General features: G+C 74.0%; 22 protein-coding genes. All 22 read right to left on the bottom strand.

From position 1 onward, the window contains the following. Positions 1 to 65: 65 nt before the first annotated feature. Entirely contained in the window at positions 66 to 425 is a 360-nt protein-coding gene (gene rplS / locus ACN9MS_RS08295; protein WP_426311492.1) for a 50S ribosomal protein L19, read from the bottom strand. A gap of 275 nt (positions 426 to 700) precedes the next feature. After that, positions 701 to 1,528 carry a tRNA (guanosine(37)-N1)-methyltransferase TrmD gene (trmD, locus tag ACN9MS_RS08290; RefSeq protein WP_426311491.1) on the bottom strand — a complete coding sequence of 276 codons (828 nt, stop codon included), beginning with the start codon at positions 1,526 to 1,528 and terminating at the stop codon, positions 701 to 703. Positions 1,529 to 1,530: 2 nt separating this feature from the next. Then, a complete protein-coding gene (gene rimM, locus ACN9MS_RS08285) occupies positions 1,531 to 2,124 on the bottom strand; it encodes a ribosome maturation factor RimM (RefSeq protein WP_426311490.1) in 594 nt (197 codons plus the stop codon). Positions 2,125 to 2,265: 141 nt separating this feature from the next. Beyond that, complete coding sequence (locus tag ACN9MS_RS08280) at positions 2,266 to 2,505, bottom strand: RNA-binding protein (protein ID WP_024840519.1); 240 nt, start codon at positions 2,503 to 2,505, stop codon at positions 2,266 to 2,268. Further along, positions 2,505 to 2,942, bottom strand: a complete 438-nt coding sequence (gene rpsP / locus ACN9MS_RS08275) for a 30S ribosomal protein S16 (protein WP_047232648.1) — start codon at positions 2,940 to 2,942, stop codon at positions 2,505 to 2,507. Before rpsP ends, ACN9MS_RS08280 begins: the two co-directional genes overlap by 1 nt. 171 nt (positions 2,943 to 3,113) lie before the next feature. Beyond that, positions 3,114 to 4,238 carry an amidohydrolase family protein gene (locus ACN9MS_RS08270; protein ID WP_426311489.1) on the bottom strand — a complete coding sequence of 375 codons (1,125 nt, stop codon included), beginning with the start codon at positions 4,236 to 4,238 and terminating at the stop codon, positions 3,114 to 3,116. Between the two features lie 151 nt (positions 4,239 to 4,389). Beyond that, positions 4,390 to 6,000, bottom strand: coding sequence for a signal recognition particle protein (gene ffh / locus ACN9MS_RS08265; protein ID WP_426311488.1), 1,611 nt, complete (start codon positions 5,998 to 6,000; stop codon positions 4,390 to 4,392). A 112-nt stretch (positions 6,001 to 6,112) separates the two neighbouring features. Then, positions 6,113 to 7,975 carry a [protein-PII] uridylyltransferase gene (locus ACN9MS_RS08260; RefSeq protein ID WP_426311487.1) on the bottom strand — a complete coding sequence of 621 codons (1,863 nt, stop codon included), beginning with the start codon at positions 7,973 to 7,975 and terminating at the stop codon, positions 6,113 to 6,115. A gap of 16 nt (positions 7,976 to 7,991) precedes the next feature. Beyond that, positions 7,992 to 8,330: a P-II family nitrogen regulator gene (locus tag ACN9MS_RS08255; protein ID WP_047232645.1), complete on the bottom strand. Its 339-nt coding sequence runs from the start codon at positions 8,328 to 8,330 to the stop codon at positions 7,992 to 7,994. Continuing rightward, a complete protein-coding gene (locus tag ACN9MS_RS08250; RefSeq protein ID WP_426311486.1) occupies positions 8,327 to 9,640 on the bottom strand; it encodes an ammonium transporter in 1,314 nt (437 codons plus the stop codon). The genes ACN9MS_RS08255 and ACN9MS_RS08250 overlap by 4 nt, the downstream gene beginning before the upstream one ends. A 215-nt stretch (positions 9,641 to 9,855) precedes the next feature. Beyond that, the gene (gene ftsY, locus ACN9MS_RS08245; RefSeq protein WP_426311485.1) at positions 9,856 to 11,046 is read right to left on the bottom strand and encodes a signal recognition particle-docking protein FtsY; all 1,191 of its coding nucleotides are present in this window, start codon (positions 11,044 to 11,046) and stop codon (positions 9,856 to 9,858) included. A gap of 51 nt (positions 11,047 to 11,097) precedes the next feature. Next, complete coding sequence (locus tag ACN9MS_RS08240) at positions 11,098 to 11,478, bottom strand: hypothetical protein (protein WP_426311484.1); 381 nt, start codon at positions 11,476 to 11,478, stop codon at positions 11,098 to 11,100. A 151-nt stretch (positions 11,479 to 11,629) separates the two neighbouring features. After that, the gene (smc, locus tag ACN9MS_RS08235) at positions 11,630 to 15,184 is read right to left on the bottom strand and encodes a chromosome segregation protein SMC (protein WP_426311483.1); all 3,555 of its coding nucleotides are present in this window, start codon (positions 15,182 to 15,184) and stop codon (positions 11,630 to 11,632) included. Positions 15,185 to 15,329: 145 nt separating this feature from the next. Further along, a complete protein-coding gene (gene ndk / locus ACN9MS_RS08230; protein WP_426311482.1) occupies positions 15,330 to 15,782 on the bottom strand; it encodes a nucleoside-diphosphate kinase in 453 nt (150 codons plus the stop codon). A gap of 76 nt (positions 15,783 to 15,858) precedes the next feature. Further along, positions 15,859 to 16,353: a DUF4233 domain-containing protein gene (locus ACN9MS_RS08225; RefSeq protein ID WP_426311481.1), complete on the bottom strand. Its 495-nt coding sequence runs from the start codon at positions 16,351 to 16,353 to the stop codon at positions 15,859 to 15,861. A 4-nt stretch (positions 16,354 to 16,357) separates the two neighbouring features. Then, complete coding sequence (locus ACN9MS_RS08220; RefSeq protein WP_426311480.1) at positions 16,358 to 18,088, bottom strand: MDR family MFS transporter; 1,731 nt, start codon at positions 18,086 to 18,088, stop codon at positions 16,358 to 16,360. Positions 18,089 to 18,220: 132 nt separating this feature from the next. Next, positions 18,221 to 18,919 carry a TetR/AcrR family transcriptional regulator gene (locus tag ACN9MS_RS08215; RefSeq protein WP_426311479.1) on the bottom strand — a complete coding sequence of 233 codons (699 nt, stop codon included), beginning with the start codon at positions 18,917 to 18,919 and terminating at the stop codon, positions 18,221 to 18,223. A 64-nt stretch (positions 18,920 to 18,983) separates the two neighbouring features. Then, positions 18,984 to 19,712: a dihydroxyacetone kinase phosphoryl donor subunit DhaM gene (gene dhaM, locus ACN9MS_RS08210; protein ID WP_426311478.1), complete on the bottom strand. Its 729-nt coding sequence runs from the start codon at positions 19,710 to 19,712 to the stop codon at positions 18,984 to 18,986. Then, positions 19,709 to 20,353: a dihydroxyacetone kinase subunit DhaL gene (gene dhaL, locus ACN9MS_RS08205; protein WP_426311477.1), complete on the bottom strand. Its 645-nt coding sequence runs from the start codon at positions 20,351 to 20,353 to the stop codon at positions 19,709 to 19,711. The genes dhaM and dhaL overlap by 4 nt, the downstream gene beginning before the upstream one ends. Positions 20,354 to 20,422: 69 nt before the next feature. After that, complete coding sequence (gene dhaK, locus ACN9MS_RS08200; protein WP_426311476.1) at positions 20,423 to 21,418, bottom strand: dihydroxyacetone kinase subunit DhaK; 996 nt, start codon at positions 21,416 to 21,418, stop codon at positions 20,423 to 20,425. A 170-nt stretch (positions 21,419 to 21,588) separates the two neighbouring features. Continuing rightward, complete coding sequence (locus tag ACN9MS_RS08195) at positions 21,589 to 23,004, bottom strand: bifunctional folylpolyglutamate synthase/dihydrofolate synthase (protein ID WP_426311475.1); 1,416 nt, start codon at positions 23,002 to 23,004, stop codon at positions 21,589 to 21,591. Beyond that, entirely contained in the window at positions 23,001 to 26,462 is a 3,462-nt protein-coding gene (gene ileS, locus ACN9MS_RS08190; RefSeq protein ID WP_426311474.1) for an isoleucine--tRNA ligase, read from the bottom strand. Before ileS ends, ACN9MS_RS08195 begins: the two co-directional genes overlap by 4 nt. Between the last annotated feature and the right edge of the window lie 234 nt (positions 26,463 to 26,696).

The following is a 26,696-nucleotide window of genomic DNA, read 5'->3' as shown; positions in this document are numbered from 1 at the left end:
GGCGGCCGCCCCGAGGGGACGGCCGCCGTCGTTCGAGCGGAGCGGCAGTACCTGCCGGCAGCCGATCAGCGAGCGGGCGCGGTGTCGCGCTTCTCCTTGATCTTCGCCTTCTTGCCGCGCAGCGCGCGGAGGTAGTACAGCTTGGCGCGACGCACGTCACCGCGCGTCACGACCTCGACCGTGTCGATGGACGGCGAGTGCACGGGGAACGTGCGCTCGACACCCACGCCGAAGCTGATCTTGCGGACCGTGAACGTCTCGCGGACCCCGCTGCCCTGACGGGCGATGACGACGCCCTGAAACGCCTGGACGCGGGAGCGGGTGCCCTCGACGACCTTGACGTTGACCTTGAGCGTGTCGCCGGGGCGGAACTCCGGGACGTCGCTGCGCAGCGATGCTGCGTCGACGCTGTCCAGCGTGTGCATGGTGCTTCTCCTCGTCCGCCACAGGTCGGACGCGTGCTCGTGGCCCGGGCGCGCCGGGCCGTCGTCGTCTGTCGGTGGGGTGTGCCGTGCTGCGCGTGGACGGTCGACCACCTCGCGGTCGTCGACCCGTCGTGCCAGTCCGCCCGAGGATCCGGGCGCGGGCTCCCCTGTGGCAGAGGTTCCGGGGCGGCACACACCGGTCGACCATTCTGCCACATGCCGGCAGCCGGCGGCAGCCCTGGCCCGGCGCCCGACCTCGCGCGCGCTGCGGAGGGTCAGGAGGCGCCGTGCCCGGCGCGGTCGAGGCGCCCGTCGACGACGGACCACCCTGCCTCGGCGAGGACCTCCAGGTCGTGCCGGTCGAGCGTGTCGACGTCGAGCGCGCGCACCATGTCCGGCCGCCGCGCGGCGGTCCGGCGCAGGGCCTGGTCCCGGCGCCAGCGGTGGATGCGCGCGTGGTGGCCCGAGAGCAGCACGTCGGGTACCTCGAGCCCGTCCCAGGCCGGCGGCTTCGTGTACACGGGGTACTCGAGCAGGCCCGCGGCGCCGTGCGACTCCTCGACCAGCGACTCGGGGTTGCCCACGACGCCCGGCAGCAGCCGACCGACCGCCTCGACCATGACGAGCGCGGCGACCTCTCCCCCGTTGAGGACGTAGTCCCCGATCGACAGCTCGCTGACCCGCATCCCGGCCGACCGGTAGTGCTCAGCGACGCGCGCGTCGATCCCCTCGTAGCGCCCGCAGGCGATGACGAGGTGCTCCTCGCTCGCGAGCGCCTCCGCCGTGCGCTGCGTGAAGGTCTCCCCCGACGGCGTCGGCACGACCAGGTGCACGGCGCCGGCCCTGGCCTCGTCCCCGTCCGGCGCCCCGGCCGAGAGACCTGCCACGTCGTCGATCGCCCGGCCCCACACGTCGGGGCGCATGACCATGCCCGCCCCGCCGCCGAACGGCGTGTCGTCCACGGTGCGGTGCCGGTCCGTCGTCCAGTCCCGCAGGTCGTGGACGCGCAGGTCGAGGATCCCCGCGGTGCGTGCCTTGCCGACGAGCGACAGGTCCAGCGCGGCGAGGTAGTCGGGGAAGATCGTGACGACGTCGATGCGCACGGTCAGGCCTCGCCGTCGCGCGGGTCGTCCGGCTCGCTCGCGGCGAGGCCCGACGTCTCGCCGCCGTCCGGGGTCGCCACCTCGAGCCGGTCGGCGTCCGTCGCGAGCAGCCCGCCCGGCGGGTCGAGCACGACCCGGCCGCCGGCCACGTCGACGAGCGGGACGATCTGCCGGACGAACGGGACGAGCGTGCGGGCGCCCCCGGTCTCGCGCAGCACGAGGACGTCGTGCGCGGGCAGGTGCTCGAGGCCGTCGATGCGTCCGAGGGGCTGCCCTTCCGGGTCCTCCGCGCGGAGCCCGACGAGCTCGTGCGGGTACCACGCGTCCTCCTCGTCGGACGCGTCGACCTCGACCACGAGCTCGACGCCGCGCAGGGCCTCGGCGGCGGTGCGGTCGCGGACGCCCTCGAAGCCGACGAGCCACCGCCCCTGGTGCACCCGAACGGTCCCGACCGTGAGCGGTCCCGCCGTCGCGGGGCGCGTCTCCAGGCGCTCGCCCACGGCGAGGCGCTCCTCGGGATCGTCGGTGCGCAGGTCGAGCGCGACCTCGCCACGCAGTCCGTGCGCCTTGCCGACGCGCGCGACGGTCAGCTCCATGGTCGTCACTCCTCCGGTGGTCCTGGTCAGGGGTGGTGCCGGGTCGGCACCTGGTCGGGTGGCGGGAACAGGAAGGCCCGGCCCGCCGGTCGGCGGGCCGGGCCTAGCCCGTGGCCCCTCGCGGGGCACGTTGTGCGGGCCTCAGCGGCGGTCGACGTCCACGACGTCGACGCGGACCGGCCCGTCGGTCGCGAGCGCGCCGATCACCGTGCGCAGGGCACGGGCGGTGCGTCCGCCACGACCGATCACGCGGCCGAGGTCGTCCGGGTGCACCCGGACCTCGAGCAGGTCACCGCGACGCAGCGTCTTCGCGTTCACCCGGACGTCGTCCGGGTTGTCCACGATGCCGCGCACGAGGTGCTCGAGCGCCTCGGCGATCATCAGGCCTGCTCGTCGGCAGCGGCCTCGTCGGCCGTGTCGGCGGGCTCCTCGGCCGGAGCCTCGGTCTTCTTCTCGGCGGCCTTGGCCTTGACCTTCTCCGCGTCCGCGGCGGCGGCCTCGATCGCGGCGGCCGGGTCGACCTTCTCGCCCTTGACCTTGAGCGTGCCCTCGGCCCCGGGCAGGCCCTTGAACTTCTGCCAGTCGCCCGTGATCTTGAGGAGCGCGAGCACCTGCTCGGTCGGCTGCGCGCCGACGCCGAGCCAGTACTGGGCGCGGTCCGAGGTGATCTCGATGAACGAGGGCTCCTCGGTCGGGTGGTACTTGCCGATCTCCTCGATCACGCGACCGTCACGCTTGGTGCGCGAGTCCGCGACGACGACACGGTAGTACGGCGCACGGATCTTGCCGAGACGCTTCAGACGAATCTTGACGGCCACAGTGGTGGTCTCTCCTGGTTCTGGTTCGGGCGAACCCGGACCCGTCCCGTGGGGACAGGACGAGGAAGGGGTTCAGGACACGGCACGCGCCGGAGAGAGGGGCCGGGGCACGCCGAGTACCGGGACATTGTGCCAGACCGGACCCGCCGGGACCAACCTGCGCGAGACCCCTCAGCCCGCGTGCGGGGCGACGATCTCGCCGCGGAGCACGATCGCCGTCGGCGCGCGCAGGACGCCGACGTCCTGGCGCGGGTCCTGCGGGTACACGACGAAGTCCGCCGACGCGCCCTCGACGAGCGACGTGTAGCCGAGGTACTCCCGGCCCTGCCAGCTCGCCGCCGCGACGACCGCCGCGTCGGGGATGCCGGCGGCCACGAGCTCGGCGCACTCGTCCGCGAGGCGGCCGTGCCCGATCGTCCCGCCCGCGTCCGTCCCCACGAGGATCTGGATGCCCGCCTCGTACAGCGTCCGGGCCTGGTCGTACCGCCGCTTGTGCAGCCGTCGCATGCGCGCCGCGAACACCGGGTACTTCTCGTCGGCCTGCCGGGCGATCGCCTCGAACTGGCCGATCTGCAACAGGGTGGGCGTGACCGCGACCCCGCGCTCGGAGATCTCGTACATCAGGTCGGGGTCGATCCCCGTGCCGTGCTCGATCCCGTCGACGCCCGCGGCGAGCAGGGACGGGATCACCTCCTCGGAGAAGGCGTGCACGGTGACGCGCGCGGCCTCGGCGTGCGCGGCGGCGACGGCCTCGGCGAGGACGTCGTCGGGCCACAGCGGCCGCAGGTCGCCCTCGGCCCCGAGGTCGCGGTCGATCCAGTCGCCCACGATCTTCACCCAGCCGTCGCCCTGGCGCGCCTCGCGCCGCACGGCCTCGGGGAGCTGCGCGACGTCGTCGAGCTCGAGCCCGTAGCTGCGCAGGTAGCGCTTGGGGCGGGCGAGGTGCCGTCCGGCCCGCACGAGCCGCGGCAGGTCGCGCCGCCCGTGGACCCACCGCGTGTCGAGCGGCGAGCCCGCGTCGCGCACGAGGAGGACGCCGCTGTCGCGGTCCGTGACGGCCTGGTCCTGCGCCGTCGCGGCGTCGACCGCGCCCTGGGCGCCCAGGCCGACGTGGCAGTGCACGTCGACGAGACCGGGCAGCACCCAGCCTTCGAGCTCGACCATGTTGGTGCCCTGCGCCGAGGGCCGCGTGAGGCTGATCCGCCCGTCCTTGACCCACAGGTCGCCCACCTCGCGGTCGTCGCCGACGATGACGTGGCCGCGGACGTGCAGCGTGGGGCCTTCCAGCGCGGACATGCGGCTCCTGGGTGAGGGCGGTCAGGACGGTCGGCCCGGTTCACGGGCACGAGGAGGCACCGGGCAGGTGCCACGGACATAACCTAGCGCCCGGGCGGCTGCGGGACGCACCCGGGGCACGGTCGGGCGCCGCCCGACCGGCGGCGAAGGGTCAGCGGCCGAGCAGCTTCTCGAACCCCGGCGGGAGCTGGAGGTCGTCGGGCGTCGTCTTGGCCGGCTCGGCGGGGCTCCCCACGCCGAACGCCGAGCCGGCGGGTGCCGCCGGACCCGTGGTCTCTCCTGCCGCCCGCGCCGCGGCCGCGCGCTCCTGCGCGGCGCGCTTCGCCGGGTTGCCCGACCTGCCCTTGACCTTGCGCTGCGGCGCCTGGCGCCCGCGCGCCTTCTTGCCGCCCATGCCCGGGAGGTTGCCCATGCCCGGCATGCCCGGCATCCCGCCGCCGCGGCTCATCTGCCGCATCATCTTCTGCGCGCCCGCGAACCGCTCCAGGAGCTGGTTGACGTCGCTCGTCGTCACGCCGGAGCCACGCGCGATGCGCGCGCGGCGCGACCCGTTGATGATCTTCGGGTTGTCGCGCTCCGCGGGGGTCATCGAGCGGATGATCGCCTCGATCCGGTCGACCTCGCGCTCGTCGAAGTTGTCGAGCGCCTCGCGCATCTGGCCCATGCCCGGGAGCATCCCGAGCATCTTCTTCATCGAGCCCATGTTCTTCATCTGCTGCATCTGCACCAGGAAGTCCGCGAGCGTGAAGTCCTGCCCCGTGGCGACCTTCTCCGCCATCTTCGCGGCCTGCTCGGCGTCGAACGCCTTCTCGGCCTGCTCGATGAGCGTGAGGACGTCACCCATGTCGAGGATGCGCGACGCCATGCGGTCCGGGTGGAACGCCTCGAAGTCGGTGAGCTTCTCGCCCGTGGACGCGAAGAGGATCGGGCGCCCGGTGACGCCGCGCACAGACAGCGCCGCACCACCGCGCGCGTCGCCGTCGAGCTTCGTGAGCACGACGCCCGTGAAGTCGACGCCCTCCTCGAACGCCTTCGCGGTCGCGACGGCGTCCTGGCCGATCATCGCGTCGATGACGAAGAGGACCTCGTCCGGCTGGACGGCGTCGCGGATGTCCGAGGCCTGCTGCATGAGCACGGCGTCGAGACCGAGGCGGCCCGCGGTGTCGACGATGACGACGTCGTGCTGGCGCTGGCGCGCCGTCTCGACGCCCTCGCGCGCGACGGCGACGGGGTCGCCGATGACGTCGTCGACCTCGACCCCGCTCTGGTTGCCCGGGTGCGGGGCGAACACCGGGACCCCCGCGCGCTCGGCGACGACGCTGAGCTGGGTGACCGCGTTCGGCCGCTGGAGGTCCGCGGCGACGAGGAGCGGCGTGTGCCCCTGCTCGCGCAGGTGCAGCGCGAGCTTTCCGGCCAGCGTCGTCTTCCCCGCGCCCTGGAGGCCCGCGAGCATGATGACCGTCGGCGGCGTCTTGGAGAACCGCAGCCCGCGGCTCTCGCCGCCGAGGATGCCGACGAGCTCCTCGTTGACGATCTTCACGACCTGCTGCGCCGGGTTGAGCGCACCCGAGACCTCGGACGAGAGCGCCCGCTCGCGCACGGTCGCGCTGAACTCGCGCACGACGGGGACCGCCACGTCGGCGTCGAGCAGCGCGCGCCGGATCTCCCGGATCGTCGCGTCGATGTCCGCCTCGGACAGCCGGCCCTTGGAACGCAGGTTCTTGAAGGTCGATGTCAGTCGGTCCGACAGCGTGTTGAACACCGCGTCATCCTCACCAGTCGTCGGAAGTCTCGTCCGCGTCGGCGCTCCCGCCTGCCGTCGCCCGAGGCCGGGCACGGGCTGGCAGAGGACGGGCCGTCCGCGAGGGACCAGCCTACCCGGCGGCGTCCGCGTCTCTCGGCACGTCGTTCGGCACAGCGCCCAGCGCGCGCAGCGTCTCCCCCACGAGGTCGTCGACGAGCCGCGCCCGCCACGCGGTCCACGCGCTCGGCCCGAGGGACGACGCGTCCGCCTCGGTCAGCGCGCGCAGCACGCCGAGGAGGTCCGACCGGTGGTCGACGGCGTCGGCGAGCTCGGCGACCGTCGCCGGGTCGTCCGGGTCCTCGCTCACCGCGAGCCGGGACAACGTCAGGTGGTGCCGCACGAGGCGCTCCACGTCGGCCACGACCTCGGGCTCGAAACCCATGCGGCCGAGGATCGCGGGGACCAGCCGCGCGCCCTCGACCGAGTGGTCGACGGCGCCCGCGCGCTTGCCGATGTCGTGCAGCACCGCGGACAGCAGGAGCAGGTCCGGTCGCTCGACGTCCTTGCGGTCCCGGGCCGCGCGCGCCACCACCTCCACGAGGTGCCGGTCGACGGTGTGCCGGTGCACGGCGGCGCGCTGCGGACGGTTCCGCACGCCCGCCCACTCGGGGATCCACGTGGTCACCACGCCGGCGAGGTCGAGCGCCTCCCACACGGCGACCTGGGCCTGCCCCGAGCCCAGCAGCGAGAGGAACGCCGCCCGCGCGGCCCGCGGCCACGGCTCGGGCAGTGGCGGGCACTGGGCGAGGCTCGCGACCGAGACCGGGGAGAGCGTGAGGCCCGTCCGCGCGGCGGTGGCGGCGGCGCGCAGCGACAGGAGCGGGTCGGACGCGGGGTGGGCGTCCACCGCGAGCACGAGCTCGCCGTCGTGCTCGACGAGCCCGTCCCCCACGGACCGCAGCCGCGGTGCCGCCCGGCGGCCCCGGACGAGGACGGGACGGCGGGCGATCGAGGGCCGCTGGAGCGCCTGGCGGGCGCGGCGGACCGTCGTGTCGAGCGCGTAGGAGACCTCGCGCCCGGCCGCGGCGAGGCTCGCGAGCAGCTCGTCGGGGTCGTCGAACCCGGACAGCGCGGCGACCTCGTCCAGGTCGGCCAGCAGGAGCCGGCTCGTGTGCCGGCCCGTGACGACCTGAAGGGTGTCGCGCACGTCCAGCAGGTGCGCGTGCGCGCGGTCGACCGACCCGTGCGGACGGTCCGTGAGCCACGTCGCGGCCAGGGCGGAGAGCACGACCGCGTCCCGGATCCCGCCGCGCGACTCCTTGAGGTCGGGCTCGATGAGGTAGGCGAGCTCGCCGGACCGCTCGGCACGCTCGCGCGTCGAGGAGAGCAGGTCGGGCAGGCGGCGCCGGGACGCGGAGCGCCAGTCGGTGAGGACCGCGGACGACGCCCGGTGCACGACGAGCGCGTCGCCCGCCACCGCGCGCACGTCGAGCCAGCCCACGGCCGCGGGGACGTCCTTGGACGCCACCTGGCGGCACTGCGAGAGCGAGCGCACCGAGTGGTCGAGGTCGACGCCGGCGTCCCAGAGCGGGTACCACAGGCGCTCCGCGACCCGTGCGACGTCGTCGGCCGCGTGGCTGCGGCCGTCGTGGACGAGGACGAGGTCGAGGTCGCTCGCCGGTCCCATGTCGCCCCGGCCGAGGCTGCCCACCGCGGCGAGCGCGATCCCGTCGGGCGCGACGCCGTCGGTCGCGTCGCGCCACAGGTCCTGGAGGGACGACGTCACGAGGTCGACGACGGCGGCCCGGCGCGCGACCCCGCTGCGGCCGGGTCCGCTCATGGACCGCGCGACGTCGAGCATCCGCGCGCGGAGGTCCCGCACCCCCTCGGGGTGCGGGACCTCCGCGCTCTGCTCGCCCGGCTGCTGCCCGAGGCGCCCCGCCGATCCCCCTGCGACCCCGCCCGTGGTCGGGGTGTCGGCGTGGTCGGTCATCCGATGGTCCGTCGCCTCACAGTGCGCCGGGGCCGTGCTCGCCCGTGCGCACGCGGGCGACGTCGTCCACCGGGACCGTCCAGACCTTGCCGTCGCCGATCTTGCCGGTCTGCGCGGCCTTGACGATCACCTCGGTGACCACGGTCGCGTCGGCGTCGTCGACGAGGACCTCGATGCGGACCTTGGGCACCAGGTCGACCGTGTACTCCGCGCCGCGGTAGACCTCGGTGTGGCCCTTCTGGCGCCCGTATCCGCTGGCCTCGCTGACCGTCATGCCCCGCACGCCCGCGGCCTCGAGCGCCGACTTCACGTCGTCGAGACGGTGCGGCTGGATGATTCCCGTGACGAGCTTCATGCCCGCACCTCCTTGATGACGCTGCCCTGCTGGATGGACTCGTACGCCGTCTCGCCGTGGACCGCGAGGTCGATGCCGCCGACCTCGGCGTCCTCGCTGACCCGCCAGCCCATCGTGGCCTTGAGGATCAGACCGATGACGAGCGTGGTGGCCGCCGAGAACACGATCGCGACGAGAGCGATGAGGATCTGCACGACGAGCTGCTGCGCACCGCCACCGAAGAACAGGCCCGTGTCGGTGGCGAGGAAGCCGATCGCGACGGTACCCCAGAGGCCGGAGACCAGGTGGACGCCGACGACGTCGAGGGAGTCGTCGTAGCCGAACCGGTACTTGAGGCCGACCGCGAGGGCGGAGAGCGCACCGGCGACGAGGCCCAGGACGATCGACGTGACCGGGTTGAGGGCCCCCGCGGCCGGGGTGATCGCGACGAGGCCCGCCACGACGCCGGAGGCCGCACCGAGCGACGTCGCGTGACCGTCGCGGATCTTCTCCGTGAGGAGCCACCCGATGATGCCCGCCGCGGTCGCGCTCGTCGTGTTGACCCAGGCGAGGCCTGCGGTCTCGTTCGCCCCGAAGGCCGAGCCCGCGTTGAACCCGAACCAGCCGAACCACAGGAGGGCCGCGCCGAGCATGACGAACGGCAGGTTGTGCGGGCGCATCGGCTCCTTGCCGAAGCCCTTGCGCTTGCCGATGAGGATCGCGAGCACGAGGGCCGCGACACCGGCGTTGATGTGGACGACCGTACCGCCCGCGAAGTCGATCGGCGCGACCGTGGCGGCGCCGTCGGTCACCCCGAAGATCTTCGCCGCGAGGCCGTTCTCGTTGCCCGAGAGGAAGCCGCCGCCCCAGACCATGTGGGCGAGCGGGAAGTACGTGACGGTGACCCAGATCGCCGTGAAGGTGAGCCAGGTGCCGAACTTCACGCGGTCGGCCAGCGCACCGGAGATGAGCGCGACCGTGATGATCGCGAACGTCACCTGGAACGCGATGTCCACCACGTTCGGGTAGTTGCCGAGCGTGCTCGCCACGGCGCTGCCGTCGGCGTCGGTGATCGCGCCCGAGAGGCCGAACTGCGCGAACGGGCTGGCGACGAGGCCACCCGTCCCGGCCTCGCCGTAGGACATCGACCAGCCCCACAGCACGTAGACGACGCCCACGACGGCCATCGCGCCGAACGACATCATCATCATGTTCAGCACGGACTTGGCGCGGACCATGCCGCCGTAGAAGAACGCCAGTCCGGGCGTCATCAGGAGCACGAGGGATGCTGAGGTCAGCATCCACGCGGTTGCCCCGGTGTCCCACTCCATCGGATCATCTCCCCTCGCCAGCCGGGCGGCCGGTCGGGGACTACGGTGGTGCGGGCGGGTTTCCCCCGCGGTGTCGTCGTGTTACGCGGGTGTGACAAGCGTTCCTCGGACGTAAACGTTCCGTTTCACCCGGGTGGAGGCGCCACACGGCGTCCGGATCGCGACACGCTCGTGATCGCACCGTGACACGACCGTGACCCGCCGCGGGGCGTCGGTCAGTCGCCGAGCAGACCGTCGACGAACTGCTCCGGGTCGAACGGGGCGAGGTCGTCGGGACCCTCCCCCAGCCCGACGAGCTTCACGGGGACGCCCAGCTCGCGCTGCACCGCGACCACGATGCCGCCGCGCGCGGTGCCGTCGAGCTTCGTCAGGACGATGCCCGTCACCCCGGCGACCTCGCCGAACACGCGCGCCTGGTTGAGGCCGTTCTGCCCCGTGGTCGCGTCGAGGACGAGGAGGACCTCGGAGAGCGGCGCCTCCTTGGTGATGACGCGCCGGATCTTGCCCAGCTCGTCCATGAGGCCCTGCTTGTTCTGGAGCCGCCCGGCGGTGTCGACGAGCACGACGTCCACGCCCTCGGTGCGACCGCGGCGCACGGCGTCGAACGCCACGGCGGCGGGGTCGGCGCCGTCGCGGTCCGAGCGCACGGTCGGGACGCCCACGCGCGAGCCCCACGTCTCGAGCTGGTCCGCCGCCGCGGCGCGGAACGTGTCGGCCGCGCCGAGCACGACGCTGCGGTCCTCCGCGACGAGCACGCGCGCGAGCTTGCCCACCGTCGTGGTCTTGCCCGTGCCGTTGACGCCGACGACGAGCACGACGGCCGGGACCGGGGAGCCGTCCTCTCCCGTGGTGGGCGACGTCGCGAGCGAGCGGTCGAGCGACGGGTCGACGAGCGCGACGAGCTCCGTGCGCAGCAGGTCGCGCACGCTCGCGGCGTCGCGGACGCCGAGCACGCGGACCTTGGTGCGCAGCGCGTCGATGAGCTCCCCCGCAGGCCCGGCACCGACGTCCGCGAGGAGGAGGGTCTCCTCGAGCTCGTCCCAGTCGTCCTCCGAGAGGTGGTCGCGCGAGAGCACCGAGAGCAGGCGGGCGCCCAGGGGGGAGCCGGAGCGTGCGAGCCGCTCGCGCAGCCGGACGAGCCGCCCGCCGACGGGCTCGGGCCGCTCGATCGCGGGCGCGGTCGCGGCGTCGGACGGCTCCTCGACCTCCGGCGGGGCCTCGACGGACCCGGTGCCGGGCGGAGCCGTCCCGGTGGCGGGGGTCGCCGCAGGCGCGGTGGGCGCTGCGGGCGGCGGCTCGACGACGTCGCGGCGAGCGCGCCGGCGGGCCGACACGGTCCCGACGGTGGCGAGGGCGACGAGAAGGACGACGCCGAGGACGATCCAGAGCGGGAGGAGGTCGTTCACCCCGGAAGTCTCTCAGACGGAGGCGACGCTCACGCGGTGGTCACTCGGCGGTCACGCCTGAGGAGGGCGCTCCCCGGGGTGCAGCGGTCGCACACGCTCGCGGGCGCGGTGCAGCACGTCGGTCAGCTCCTCCGCGTCGACGTACGCGTTGGACGTCACCTCGGTCGCGGTGAAGAAGTCGTCGATGCTCGTGTCCACGGGCCGGGGCATGCGGACGGTCCCGACGTGGTGCGCATCGAGCGCCCCCCGGCGGCGACGGCGACGGAGCCCCGAACGGAAGTCGCGCCAGAACGCGCGCATGCCCTGGTCGCCCGACCGGTCCCCCTGCGCGCCCGACGACTGGGCCTCCGAGCGCGCGACGACGCTCGCGAACAGGAACACGACGGCGGCGACGCCGAGCGTGAGCCCCAGCCACACGAACATCCAGACCATGAGGTCCAGTATCCGGGTCGAGGCACGTGGCGCGACCGTTGCCACGCCGTGCCGCCCGATCGGCACCACATCTTCACAAGGCCCGGAATTCCAACGATTTCGAGGCATCGACGCAGGTCGGCGGGGTGCTCCCGCGCCGGGGTGAGTCCCCTCACACCGGGACGTCCTCGCGCGCCTCGTTCATCCGCTGGCTGATGACCGTCGTCACGCCGTCGCCGCGCATCGTCACCCCGTAGAGCGCGTCGGCGATCTCCATCGTGCGCTTCTGGTGGGTGATGACGATGAGCTGCGAGTCCTCCTGGAGCTCCCGGAAGATCTCGAGGAGACGGCCCAGGTTGACGTCGTCCAGCGCCGCCTCGACCTCGTCCATGACGTAGAACGGCGAGGGGCGCGCCTTGAAGATCGCCACGAGCAGCGCGACCGCCGTGAGCGAGCGCTCGCCGCCGGACAGCAGGGAGAGCCGCTTGACCTTCTTGCCCGCCGGTCGCGCCTCGACCTCGATCCCGGTCGTCAGCATGTCGTCCGGGTCCGTGAGCACGAGCCGTCCCTCGCCGCCGGGGAACATGCGCGCGAACACCCGCTCGAACTGCTCGGCGGTGTCGCGGTACGCGTCCGCGAACACCCGCTCGACCCGCTCGTCGATCTCCTTGACGATCTCCAAGAGGTCGGCGCGGGACTTCTTGAGGTCGGCGAGCTGGTCCGCGAGGAACTTGTGGCGCTCCTCGAGCGCCGCGAACTCCTCGAGCGCGAGCGGGTTCACCTTGCCGAGGCGGCCCAGGTCGCGCTCGGCGGCGCGCAGCCGCTTCTCCTGGGCCGCACGGTCGTAGGGCACGGTTCGCGGCTCGTCGTCGTCCGACGGGACCGGGACGTCGCGGTGGGGACCGAGCTCCTCGACGAGGACCGCAGGGTCGAGGCCGAGCTCGTCGACGCTGCGCGCCTGGAGCTGCTCGATCCGGAGCTGCTGCTGGGTGCGCGCCACCTCGTCGCGGTGCGCGACGTCGGTCAGCTCCCGGAGTCGGGCAGCGAGGTCGTCGACCTCGCGCCGGGCCGCCGTCACCGCGGCGTCGCGCTCGGCGCGCGCCGCCTCCGCGGCCTCGCGTTCCTCGCCCGCACGGGCGAGGGACCGGTCGACCGCCCCGAGGGCGCGCGCCGCGCCCTCGCGCACGGCCGACGCACGCTCCGACTGGCGCACCCGCGCGGCCTCCCGCCGCGCCGCCCGCTCACGCGCCTCGCGTTCCGTCGCGGCGGCCCGGGCGAGGGACTGCGCCCGGCCGGCCACGGCCCGCGCACGCTCCTCGCTCGTGCGCAGGGCGAGGCGCGCCTCCGTCTCCGACGTGCGCGCCGCCGACGCGAGGGCGAGGAGGCGGTCACGTTCCGCCGACGCCTCGGCGACGGCCTCCTCCGACTGCTCCGGCGCCGCCTCCGCGGCGTCGAGCCGCTCCACGAGACCCACGAGACTCTCGCGCGCGTCGTCGACGCCCTGCGACGCGCGCTCGAGCGAGGCGCGGACGCGCTCGGCCTCCGCGGCCGCCGAGCGCGCCGTCGCCCCGAGGTGCCCGAGCTGCTCCGCGACAGCGGCGAGCTGCGCGTCCGACTCGTTGAGCCGGTCGAGCGTGTCCTCGTAGCGCGCCCGCGCCTCCTGCGCGGCCTCGCGCGCGCCCACGAGGGCGAACCGGGCGCGCTCGGCGCGGCCGGCCGCGTCGGCGTGCGCGGTGCGCGCCTCGTCGAGCGCCGACTGCAGGTGCAGCACGCTCGGCGCCGACGCCGACCCGCCCCAGGCGCGCGTCGCCGCGAGCAGGTCCCCGCCCCGCGTCACGACAGCCACGTCCGGGTGCCGCGCCACGAGCCCGCGCGCCTGGCCCAGGTCGTCGACGACGGCCACGCCGGTGAGCAGCGACCGCACCGCATGACCGACGTCCCCGCCCGCCGTGACGACGTCGACGGCCCAGCGCGCGCCGTCGGGCAGCGCGACGTCGGCGGGGCCCGGGCCGGGCTCCGCGGTCGCCACGACGAGGCCCGCGCGGCCGGCGTCCTCGGTGCGCAGGTACCGCAGCGCGTCGACGGCTGCGTCGACCGACTCGACCGCGACGGCGTCCGCGGCGGGACCGAGCGCTGCGGCCACGGCGTCCTCGTACCCGGCCTCGACGCCCAGCAGCGCCGCGAGCGACCCCACCACGCCGACGCCGTCGGCGGCGAGCAGCGCACCGGCGCCGTCCTTGCGGTCGAGGCTCAGCTCGAGCGCCTCGATCCGCGCGCTCCACGTGGCGCGCTCCTGGTCCGCGGCGGAGGCCTCGTCCTCCAGCTCCCGCACGGCGGTCGTCGTCCGCTCGACCTCGTCGGCCGCGGCCTCGTGCTCGGCGTCGAGGCCCTCCTCGCCCTCCTCGGCACCGACCACCTGGGTCTCCAGCACCGCGAAGTCCGTGCGCGCCTGGGTGCCCCGGAGCTCGGTTTCCGCCAGCGACTCGCGGAGCCGCCCGATCTCCGCCTCCGCGGCCTCGACCCGGGTGCGCTGCGCGGCGACCTGGCCCGCGAGGCGCGCCAGTCCCTCCCGGCGGTCGGCGGCGCCACGGAGCAGGGTCGCGACCGCGCGCTCGGCCTCGCCCGCCGACCGCTCGACGTCCTCGCGGTCCGCGACGGCCGCCACGAGCGCGTCCCGTGCGCGCGCGACCTCGGCCTCGAGCTCCGCCTCGGTCGCGCGCACGCGCTCCGCCTGGGCCTCGAGCTCGTCGGGATCCTGGCCCCGCTGGGCGGGCTCCGGGCGACCGAGCAGGCGGACGCGCTCCTCTGCGAGCGTCTGCGTGCCGCGCAGGCGCTCGCGCAGGGACGACAGCCGGAACCAGACGTCGGTCGCGGCGCCCAGTGCGGGCGCGGCCTCGGCGGCCTCGCGCTCGAGCCGGCCCAGCCCGTCGCGGGCCGTGGCGAGCGCCCGCTCGACCTCCGCCTGCTGCGTGCGCAGCGCCGCCTCGTCGGCGATCTCCTGTTCCAGGGTGGCGGTGAGCTGGGCGAGGTCGTCCGCGAGCAGGCGGGCCTTCGCGTCGCGCAGGTCGGCCTGGATCGTCGCGGCCTTGCGGGCGATCTCGGCCTGGCGGCCCAGCGGGCCGAGCTGGCGGCGGATCTCTGTCGTGAGGTCGGCGAGCCGGGTGAGGTTGGCCTGCATCGCGTCGAGCTTGCGGAGCGCCTTCTCCTTGCGCTTGCGGTGCTTGAGGACGCCGGCGGCCTCCTCGACGAAGCCGCGCCGGTCCTCGGGAGTCGCGCGCAGGACGGCGTCGAGCTGTCCCTGCCCGACGATCACGTGCATCTCCCGGCCGAGGCCGGAGTCCGAGAGGAGGTCCTGGATGTCGAGCAGCCGGCACGCGGAGCCGTTGATCGCGTACTCGGAGCCGCCGCTGCGGAACAGCGTGCGGGAGATCGTCACCTCGGTGTAGTCGATCGGCAGCGCGCCGTCGGTGTTGTCGATCGTCAGGGAGACCTCGGCGCGCCCCAGCGGCGGCCGCCCGGACGTCCCGGCGAAGATGACGTCCTCCATCTTGCCGCCGCGCAGGGTCTTGGCGCCCTGCTCCCCCATGACCCACGCGAGCGCGTCCACGACGTTGGACTTGCCCGAGCCGTTCGGCCCGACGACGCACGTGACCCCGGGCTCGAAGCTCAGCGTCGTCGCGGACGCGAACGACTTGAAGCCGCGCAGCGTCAGGGTCTTGAGGTGCACGGACCCGAGCCTAGTGGCGGCCCCCGACGAACCCGCGGATCTGCGCCCCGCGCGGCCGGGCGCCGTCGCCGGAGGTGCCGGGACGCGAGACGCCCCGCCCCGGCCGGTGCGGCCGAGACGGGGCGCGGGGCTGCGTGCCGGTGCGTCAGCCGAGCTCGGGGAACCAGAGCGCGATCTCGCGCGCGGCGGACTCGGGCGAGTCGGAGCCGTGGACGAGGTTCTGCTGGACCTTGAGGCCCCAGTCGCGGCCGAGGTCGCCGCGGATGGTGCCGGGGAGCGCCTCGGTCGGGTTCGTCGCGCCGGCCAGCGAACGGAAGCCGGGGATGACGCCCTGGCCCTCGGCGACGACCGCGAGGACCTTGCCCGAGAGCATGAAGTCGACGAGCGGCTGGAAGAACGGCTTGCCCTCGTGCTCGGCGTAGTGCGCGGCGAGCAGCTCGGGCGTCGCGTCGAGCAGGCGCACGGCGGCGAGCGTGTAGCCCTTGGCCTCGACGCGCCGCAGCACCTCGCCGGACAGGCCGCGGCGGACGCCGTCGGGCTTGACGAGGATGAGGGTGCGCTCGATGGTCTCGGTCAGTGCGGGTGCGACGTCGGTCATGGTCGCCGAGCCTACCGGCCGCACCGGCGTGCGGGACGCCGCGACCACCCGCGCGAGGGCGCGGGCGCGCCCCGCCTCAGCCGGCGTTGGGCGCGGTCTCGGGGTGCTCGGCGTCGTACGCCGCGCGCTCGCGGTCGATGCGCCCGCCGAGCCTGATCGAGACGACCCACAGCACGACGAAGAGGCCGCCGACCACGAACATCATGGGCACCACGAGCCCGAAGGCCAGGACCGGCACCTGGACGACCGACCCGGCGACGTAGCCGCCGGGCGTGCCGACCATGCGGGAGAGGACCACGAGCACGACGGCGAGGACGCCGCCCACGAGCCAGATCGACGCCGCGCTCGGCAGCTCGAGCGGCCCGCGCGAGTAGGGCACGTCCCGCAGCCCGTAGGCGACGAGCGTGGCGAACACCACGAGGAAGGCCTCGAGCAGGAGCGTGGTCGACGCGAACTGGGCCTTCGCGGGCTTCTTCGGCTTGATGCGGTCGCCCGGGGACGGGCGCACCGGGCCCGCCGCGCGGCCGTGGCGGGACGGCTGCGCGGCGGGCTGCGACGGCGAGGTGCTCACCCGGTCAGGATACCGGCGCGGTGCCGCGGTCCCGGTCCTCCGGGTGGTCACGACCCGCTCCGGGGGCACCCGCGGTCACGACGGCCGCGTCAGCGGGAGCGTCGGCACCCGCATCCTGCGCAGGAGCGTCCTCGACGAGGTCCCCGTGGTCGGCGACGGCCTCGCCGCGCGCGACCATCCCCGCGACGTCGGAGAGCTTGACCTCGCGCAGGAAGAGCGCGAGGACGAACCCGACGAGCACGAGCGGGACGAGGTACCAGAAGGCCGGGGCGAGCGCGTCGGTGAACGCGTCGACGACGCCGGTGTGGATCGGCTCGGGGAGCTGCTGCACCATCTCGGGCGTGAGCGACGACCCCTCGGCCCCGGCGGGGGCGGAGCCCGCGGGCAGCCCGGCGAAGACGCCCTCGAGGTTGTCGGCGAGGCGCGACGTGAAGATGGTGCTGAACAGCGCCGTGCCGACGGCCGCGCCGATCTCGCGGAAGAAGTTGTTCGCGCTCGTCGCCGTCCCGATCTCGTGCGGGTCGACCGAGTTCTGCACCGCGAGGACGATCGTCTGCATGACGAGGCCCATGCCTGCGCCCATCACGAAGATCATCGCGCCGAAGAGCCACATCGACATGTCGCCCGTGATGCGCGTGAGCCACATCATGCCGGCCGCGGTGATCGCGAGGCCCAGCACCGGGTAGATCTTGTAGCGGCCGGTCTTCGTGATCGCGATACCCGACCCGATCGCCGTGATCATGACGCCGACCATCATCGGCAGCATGAGGAACCCGGACTCGGTGACCCCCGCGCCGGTGGACATCTGGAGGAACGTCGGCAGGAAGGCGAGCGCCGAGAACATGCCCATGCCGAGCACGAGGCCGATGAGGGTCGCGATCGTGAACGTCCGGTTCTTGAACAGGTGCAGCGGGAGCAGCGGCTCCTCGGCGCGGTTCTCCACCACGACGAACGCGGCGACCGAGACGACCACCGCGGCCACGAGGCCCAGCAGCCACGGGTCCGACCAGTCGTAGCCGCGCGAGCTGGTCAGGGACTCCCAGCTCGTGACGAGCACGATGCCGGACGTGGCCACCACGAGGAAGAAGATGCCGGCGACGTCGATCTTGCGGCCGGAGCGGTGCGACGGGAGCTTGAGCGCGACCCACGCGACGACGAACGCCGCGACGCCGATCGGGACGTTGATCCAGAACGCCCAGCGCCAGCCCGGGCCCTCGGTGAACCAGCCGCCGAGGAGCGGGCCGATCACCGCCGCGATGCCGAACAGTGCGCCCATCGGGCCCATGTACTTGCCGCGGTCCTTGGCGGGCACGATGTCGGCGATGATCGCCTGCGACAGGATCATCAGGCCGCCGCCACCGAGGCCCTGCACGCCGCGCCAGGCGACGAGCTCGGGGAACGACTGCGCGAAGCCCGCGCCGGCCGACGCGATCGTGAAGAGCCCGATCGCGACGAGGAACGGCCAGCGACGACCCCAGAGGTCGCCGAACTTGCCGTAGAGGGGCATGACGATCGCGATCGCCAGGATGTAGGCCGTGATGACCCAGCCCTGGTGCTCGACGCCGTGGAGCTCGCCGACGATGGTCGGCATCGCGGTGCCGACGATCGACTGGTCGAGCGAGGACAGGAACATCGACGCCATGAGCGCGCCGAAGATCACCCACACGGTGCGCGGGGTGAGCACGACGAGCGGCTTGCCGCCGTCGACGGGCGGTGCAGCGGTGGAGGAGGCCATGAGGATCCGGTTCGGTCAGGACGGGCGGGGGCGCGCCGACGGGCGCGGCCCGTCGTCGGGTGGTGGGGAGGAGCTGGTAGCGGTGCGGACGCCGTGGCGTCCCTGCCCTCGCGAGGCGGTGAGGGCGTGCGGCTAGCGGGCCGCGGGATCGGGGGCGCGCGAGTCCTGGAGCAGCGCCCGGAGCTGCCCGACGACGGTCGGCAGGTGGTCCACCGGCTCGCCCTCGCGGTCGTGCTGCTGCCACTCGAGCGTGCTCGCGCGCAGCAGGCTCATGACCACGAGGGCCAGGAGCTCGGGGTCGGGGACGAAGGGCCGCACGGCGCGGCGCGCGAGGAACATGTCGACGAGCTCGGCGCGATGTCCCTCCACCCAGGCGACGTGCCGGGTGACGAGGTGCGGCTCGCGCTGGACGAGCTCGAGCGTGCGGGCCATGCGCTCGGGCGTGACGACCTGCTGCGCGAGCACGTCGGCCACGACGACCTCGAGGTCGTCGAGCAGCGCCCCCGTGGGACCGCCCCCGACGAAGGTCGCCACGATCTCGGGTCGCACGGCGAGGTCCTCGAGGCCGAGCACGGCGTCGTCCTTCGACGGGAAGTAGTTGAAGAACGTGCGCGGCGAGACCCCGACCTCGGCGCAGACGTCCTCGACCGTCACCGCGTCGAAGCCGCGCTCCAGCACGAGCGTCTGCGCCGCCTCGACGAGCGCCTCGCGCCGGGCGCGCTTCTTGCGCTCCCGCAGGCCGCCGGGAGACGGCGCCAGACATGCCGCGGCCCGCTCGGCCAACGAGGGGCGAGCGGGCACGTCAGGGAGAGTCGTGGGCACGAGGATCATTCTTGCATCCTGTGCAATTTTGCATCAACTGCAATCCTGGTGATCGCCGTCACACGCGCGTGGGTCAGACCTCGCCGAACCCGCCCTCGACGGCCTCCACGACCGCGGCCACGGCGTCGGCGGCCTGGGGACCCTCCCCCGTCACGGTGAGCTCCTGGCCACCGGTCGCGCCGAGCTTCATGAGCTCGAGCACGCTCGCGCCGTTGACGCCGTCGATCGCGACGCTCGCGTCGAATCCCGCGACGAGGCGGGCCAGCACCGCGGCCGGGCGCGCGTGGAGCCCGAGCGGATTGCGCAGCGTGACGACGGCGCGCGCGGCCCCGTCCGCGGAGGCTGCGGCCTCGACGGCCGGCTCGTCGCCCTCGGGTCTCTCGGTCGTGACCGCGAACGTGCCGCCCGCGTGCTCCGCGGACGCGAGCACCTCGGAGACGTCGCCGCCGCCGTGGGCGGTCACCGCCGCGGCGACGGCGCCCTCGACGAACGGGGCGTCCGCGAGCCGGACCCTCCCGTCGAACCCGTCCTCCATGTCGAGGACCGACTCGACGGTCATGACCGCCGAACCCAGGTCGGCGAGGACGACCGCGCCGTCCGCGACGCCGAGCGCCTCCTCGAGCGCCCCGGACACGCGGTCGTAGCTGGTGCCGAGCCCCCCGTCGTCGGTCCCCCCGGCCGCGAGCAGCAGCACACCTGGAGCCATCTGCGCGGACAGCTCGACGGCGCCCTCCGCGAGCCGCTGGGAGTGCGAGACGAGGACCAGCGCGACGCGTGCCCGCGCCCCGACCGTGCCGCTCACGCGGTCGCCGCGTCGCGCGCGGCCTCGAGCAGGATCGCGGTCGACGTGGCCCCCGGGTCCTGGTGGCCCGCGCTGCGCTCCCCGAGATAGCTCGCGCGGCCCTTGGTGGCGACGAGCGGGATCGTCGCCTCGGCGCCCGCGCGCGCCGCCGCCGCGGCCGCGGCGAGGACGTCGGCGGTCGACGCGCCACCGTCGGCAGCCCCCTCCGCCGCGTCCACGGCGGGCTGCCAGGCGTCCACCATCGTCTTCTCGCCGAGCTGGGCCTTGCCGCGCGCGGTGATGCCCTCGAGCGCGCCCTCGAGGAGCGCGACGACGCCGTGCGCGTCGAGCTCTGCGAGCCCGGTCACCTTCGCGGCCCGGAGGTACGCCGTCCCGTACAGGGGGCCCGAGGCGCCGCCGACGGACGACATAAGCGTCGTGGCCACCAGCTTGAGCACGTCGCCGATCTGGCCCGGCGGCTGGTCGCCGGTGGCCGCCCCGTCGAGCTTGGCGACCACGGCGCGGAACCCCCGGTCGAGGTTCTCCCCGTGGTCGCCGTCACCGATCTGGCGGTCCAGCTCGGTCAGCTCGTCCCGTGCCGCCGCGATGCGCTCCGCGCTCAGCCGCGTCCACCGGTCCGCCCAGGCCACGTCCAGCGTCATGCCCCACCTCTCCTCGCCGTCGAGCCGGCGGTCCGCCGGCTCTCGGAGACTGCACGAAAGGGCACCGCCTCACCAGCGCAGCGCAGCCGTGTGGACGGGAGCGTCCCACAGGGCGGTGAGCTCGTCGTCCAGGCGCAGCACGGTGACCGACGCACCCTGCATCTCCAGCGACGTGACGTAGTTGCCGACGAGCGAGCGCGTCACCCGTACGCCGCGCCCCTCGAGCAGCCTCCTCGCCTGACGATAGACGACGTACAGCTCGGACAGCGGCGTACCGCCCATTCCGTTAACGAACAGCAACACGTCCTCGCCGTCCCCGAGGCCCAGGTCGTCCGCCACCGGGTCGACGAGACGCTGCGTGATCTCGTCGGCCGACGCGAGCGGGATGCGGTGGCGTCCGGGCTCGCCGTGGATCCCGATCCCGATCTCCACCTCGTCGTCGCCCAGGTCGAAGCTCGGCTTGCCGACGTGCGGGACCGTGCAGGCGGTGAGCGCGACGCCCATCGAGCGCACGTTCGCGACGACGCGCCCCGCGATCTCGGTCACCGCGCCCAGGTCGTCGCCCCGCTCGGCCGCGGCACCGGCGATCTTCTCGACCGCGACCGTGCCCGCGACGCCGCGGCGGCCCGCCGTGTACAGCGAGTCCTCGACCGCGACGTCGTCGTTGACGAGGATGCTCGTGACCTGCGTGCCCTCGGCCTCGACCAGCTCGACCGCCGTCTCGAAGTTCAGCACGTCGCCCGTGTAGTTCTTGACGATGGCGAGGACGCCCGCGCCCGAGTCGGCGCCGAGGATCGCCGGCACGATCTGGTCCGGCGTCGGCGAGGTGAAGACGGCGCCGGGGACCGCGGCGTCGAGCATGCCGAGCCCGACGAAGCCCGCGTGCAGCGGCTCGTGCCCCGAGCCGCCGCCCGAGACCAGCCCGACCTTCCCGGGGACCGCGCCCCCGGCGCGCGACACGTAGGGCGGCGCGACGTGCACCTCCACGAGGTCCGCGTGCGCCTGACCGAAGCCCTCGAGGGACTCCGTCACCGCGTCCTGGGGATCGTTGAGCAGCTTCTTCACCGGTCATCCCTCCATCGGTCCGTGCGCCCGGGGGGACCGGACGCCGACGACCCCCGCCCGGCGCGCCCGTGCCGTCGTCGCCTCCATCAAACACCCGCGCGCGCGGTAGCGCCCGAGATCCGCGGGACGGCGCTCCGCCGGGGCGGAGCGCCGCGTGCCCGTCCGAGACGTCAGCCGCGGCCGAGGAGGATCCGCGCGTCGGCGACCGTCACCACGGAGCCCGTGACGAGCACGCCCGAGCCCGTCCCGACGCCCACCGCGTCGTCCCGCTCCACGAGGTCGACCGCGACCTGGAGCGCCTCGTCGAGCCGCTCGGTGCTGTGCACGCGGTCCTCGCCGAACACGTCCGCGGCGAGCTCGGCGAGGTCCGTCGGGTCGGCCGAGCGCTCCGAGCTGTTGCGCGTCACGACGATCTCCGCGAGCACCGGCTCGAGCGCCGCGAGGAGCGGCTCGGCGTCCTTGTCGGCCATGATCGCGACGACCCCGACGAGGTGGCGCAGGTCGAACGCCTCGCCGAGCGCGACCGCGAGCGCCTCCGCGCCCGCGGCGTTGTGCGCCGCGTCGACGAGGACGGTCGGGCTGGACCGCACGACCTCGAGCCGGCCCGGCGACGTGACGTCCGCGAACGCCGCCTCGACGAGCGGTCCGTCGAGCGCACGCCCGCCGAGGAACGCCTCGACCGCGGCGAGCGCGAGCAGCGCGTTGTGCGCCTGGTGCTCGCCGTGCAGCGGGAGGAAGACCTCGGTGTAGAGCGCCGCGGGCGTGCGCAGGTCGAGGAGCTGTCCCCCGACGGCCACGTGGCGCGCGGCGACGTCGAGGTCGACGCCCTCGCGCAGCAGGCGCGCACCCACGCGCTCGGCGCGGGCGCGCAGCACCTCCTCGACCTCAGGGCGCTGCGCGGCGGAGACGACCGTCGCGCCGTCCTTGACGATGCCCGACTTGACCGTCGCGATCTCCTCGAGCGTGCTGCCCAGCCAGCGCTCGTGGTCGAGCGCGACGGGGGTCACGACAGCGACCTCCGCGTCGACCACGTTGGTCGAGTCCCACTCGCCGCCCATGCCCACCTCGACGATCGCGACGTCGACGGGCGTGTCGGCGAACGCCGCGAACGCCACGCCCGTGAGCACCTCGAAGAAGCTGAGCTGCGACTGCCCAGCCTCGGCGAGCTCGGCGTCGACGACCTGCACGTACGGGTACACGTCCTCCCACACCTCGACGAACCGGCGCGCCGAGAGGGGCTCGCCGTCGACGACGATCCGCTCGGTGACGCTCGTCAGGTGCGGGCTCGTGAACAGGCCGGTGCGCAGGCCGTGCTCGCGCACGAGGCGCTCCGCGACGCGCGCGGTGCTCGTCTTGCCGTTGGTCCCGGTGAGGTGGATCGTCCGGAACGCGTGCTGCGGGTCGCCCAGCAGCTCGAACAGCCGCCGCACCCGGTCGATCGTCGGGTCGAAGTCGTGCTCGGGAGCACGCGACACGATGTGCTGGTAGACGCGCTCGAGGTCCGCCTGCGCGGCGGCGTCCTCCGCCGCCGCGCGGGCGTCCTTCGCGCTCTGCCGTCGCCCACCGTTGGCACGCGCGGCGCTCACAGGATCACCGCCGTGTCGGGAACGGTGCCGTCGGCCTTCTCGACCCGCACCGCGCGCACGTCGGTCGGCGACGTCTCGACCACGACCTCCACCGCGAGCGTCTCGCGCGCGACGAGCTCGCGGTGCTCCTCGACCGCGACGAGCCACTCGCCCGGCACGTCGAGCGACAGCCGGATGCGGTCGGCGACGTCGAGCCCGGCGGCCTTGCGCGCGTCCTGCACGTCGCGGATCACGTCGCGGGCGTAGCCCTCGGCGAGCAGCACGTCGTCGAGCGCGAGGTCGAGGACGGCGAACCCGCCGCCCGCGAGCACCGCGGCGGCGACGCTCGGCGCCTCGCCCTCGGCGACCCCGCGATCGGCGACCACCGTCGTCAGCTCGTACTCCGCGGGCAGGAGCGCGACGTCGCCGTCGTCCGTCGTCACGACGACGTCCCCGGCGTCGTCCACGCGCCACGCCCCGGCCTTCGAGGCCTTGATGACGGCCTGGACGCCGCGACCGAGGCGCGGGCCCGCGGCGCGGGCGTTCACGGCGAGCCGCTGGGTGATGCCGAACCGCTCGGCGGCGTCGGAGTCGGTCGACTCGAGGTCGACCGCCTTGACGTTGAGCTCGCGCGCGAGCAGGTCGGTGTACGGGGCGAGCGCCTCGGGGTCGTCCACGACGACCGTGAGGCGTGCGAGCGGCTGGCGCACGCGGAGCTGGTTCGCCTTGCGCAGGCCGAGCGCGGCCGACGCCACGGCCCGGACCTCGTCCATCGCGGCGACGAGCGCGTCGTCGGGCACGAGGGACGCCTCCGGGACGGAGCGGACGACGGTCGCGGACGACCCGTCCTCGCCGACGAACCGCTCCCCGACGTCCTCCGTGACCGCGGGCCAGTCCGTGAGGTGCACCGAGCGCCCGCCCGTCAGGCCGCGCCAGACCTCCTCCGCGAGCAGCGGCGCGAGCGGGGCCATGACGCGCGTGAGCGTCTCGAGCGCGGTGTAGAGCGTGTCGAACGCGTCCGCGTCCTCGGCCCAGAACCGGTCGCGCTGGGTGCGCACGTACCAGTTCGTCAGGACGTCGAGGTGCTCCCGTACGGTCTCGCACGCGCCCGCGATGTCGTACGCGTCGAGCTGCTCCGTCACGCGCACGACGAGGTCGTGCGTGCGCGCGAGCAGGTAGCGGTCGAGCGCCGGGAGCCCCGCCACGCGCTCGGGCGCGACGCGCTGCGCGACGTATCCCGCGGCGTCGCCCGGCTCGCCCGCCCGCGCCTGCGCCTTCGACGTGTTCGCGTACAGGGTGAAGAAGTAGTACGTGCTCCACAGCGGCAGGAGGACCTGGCGCACCGCGTCGCGGATCCCGTCCTCGGTCACGACGAGGTTGCCGCCGCGCAGGATGGGCGAGCTCATGAGGAACCAGCGCATCGCGTCGGAGCCGTCGCGGTCGAAGACCTCGTTGACGTCCGGGTAGTTGCGCAGCGACTTGCTCATCTTGCGGCCGTCGGAGCCCAGCACGATGCCGTGCGAGACGGCCGAGCGGAACGCCGGGCGGTCGAACAGCGCGGTCGCGAGCACGTGCAGCGTGTAGAACCAGCCGCGCGTCTGGCCGATGTACTCGACGATGAAGTCGCCCGGGTTGTGGTGCTCGAACCAGTCCGTGTTCTCGAACGGGTAGTGCACCTGCGCGTAGGGCATGGACCCCGAGTCGAACCAGACGTCCATGACGTCCTCGACGCGGCGCATGGTCGAGCGGCCGGTCGGGTCGTCGGGGTTCGGCCGGGTCAGGCGGTCGACGAACGGGCGGTGCAGGTCCGGCTCGCCCTTCTCGTTGCGCGGGAGCGTGCCGAAGTCGCGCTCGAGCTCGGCGAACGACCCGTAGACGTCGACGCGCGGGTGCTGCGGGTCGTCGGAGCGCCACACCGGCACGGGGCTGCCCCAGAACCGGTTGCGCGTGATCGACCAGTCGCGCGCGTTCTCGAGCCACTTGCCGAACTGGCCGTGCTGGATGTGCTCCGGCGTCCAGGAGATCTGCTCGTTGAGCTCGACCATGCGGTCCTTGAACCGCGACACCGCGACGAACCACGACGACACGCCCATGTAGATGAGCGGCTGCCGGCAGCGCCAGCAGTGCGGGTAGGAGTGCGCGTACGACTCGCGGCGCAGCAGCACCGTGCCGGGGCTCGTCGCGCCCAGCGCGAGGTCCGGGGTGTCCTCGCCCGCGGCGACCGCGGCGTCGTGGCGCGTCCGGCCCTTGAGGTGGTCGATGATGAGCGCGTTCGCGTCGAAGACCTGGAGGCTCTCGTAGTCGACGACGGGGAAGACGAACTTGCCGTCGGACGCGACCGGCAGCACCGGCTCGACGCCCTCGCGGTCGGAGACGACCTTGTCCTCCTCGCCGAACGCGCCGGCGTTGTGCACGAGGCCGGTGCCGTCCGTCGTCGTGACGAAGTCCGCCTCGACCACGCGGTGCGCACCGGCGTGGCCGGAGAAGTACGAGAAGGGCGGCGTGTACGACCGCCCGACGAGGTCGGCGCCCGTGAGGCGCTCGACGACCTGCGTCGTGACGTCCTCGACGCCGTCGTCGGTGAGCTCGCGCGCGTACGCCGCGAGCCGCTCGGCCGCGATCACGTACCGCTCCTTCACCCCCGTGAACGACGACTCGACGACGACGTACTCGACGTCCGGGCCGACCATGACGAACAGGTTGGACGGCAGGGTCCAGGGCGTCGTCGTCCAGATGAGGGCCAGCTCGCCGGTCTCGAGCCGGAACCCGACGGTGACCGCCGGGTCCTGGCGGACCTGGTAGACGTCCTCGTCCATGCGCAGCTCGTGGTTGGACAGCGGCGTCTGGTCGTTCCAGCAGTAGGGCAGCACGCGGAAGCCCTCGTACACGAGGCCCTTGTCGTAGAGCTGCTTGAACGCCCACAGGACCGACTCCATGAACGTGGGGTCGAGCGTCTTGTAGTCGTGCTCGAAGTCGACCCAGCGCGCCTGGCGGGTCACGTAGTCCTGCCACTCGCTCGTGTACTTGAGCACCGAGGCGCGGCACGCGTCGTTGAACCGCTCGATCCCCAGCTCGAGGATCTCCTCCTTGGTCTTGATCCCGAGCTGGTCCATCGCCTCGAGCTCGGCGGGCAGGCCGTGCGTGTCCCAGCCGAAGCGGCGCTCGACGTGCTTGCCGCGCATGGTCTGGTAGCGCGGGACGACGTCCTTCGCGTACCCCGTGAGCAGGTGCCCGTAGTGGGGCAGGCCGTTGGCGAACGGCGGGCCGTCGTAGAAGACGAACTCGTTGCTGCCGTTCTCGCCGGCGGGGTTGCGCTCGACCGAGGCGCGGAACGTGTCGTCCGCGTCCCAGTAGGCGAGCACCTCGCGCTCGATGGCGGGCAGGTCCGGGGAGGCGGGGACGCCGAACGCGGCTCCGGGGTGCGGGGCGCCCGAGGAGGCGGCAGCGGACGAGGGTGCGCGGTGCAGCGGGTAGGCCATGGTCTCGAGGACTCCGGTGGGTAGCGGCCGGCGGGTTCGTCCGCCGTGGTGGTACGGGTCGGTCGTGCTCTCCTGCGAGGACGACTCCCCCACCCAGGGGCGGGCTCGCCGCGGTACCACCTCGCTTGCCGGCGTCGTCCCCCCGGTGCCCGACGCCGTCGGGCCCGGCGGGCGGTCGCCGACCGCTCGTCGCAGGCTGTGACGGGCCCACCCGTCCGGTTCTAGTGGGGACCT

This window comes from Cellulosimicrobium sp. E-16 (assembly GCF_049913115.1).
GTDB lineage: Bacteria > Actinomycetota > Actinomycetes > Actinomycetales > Cellulomonadaceae > Cellulosimicrobium.
This window is presented reverse-complemented; position numbering and strand designations above follow the sequence as displayed.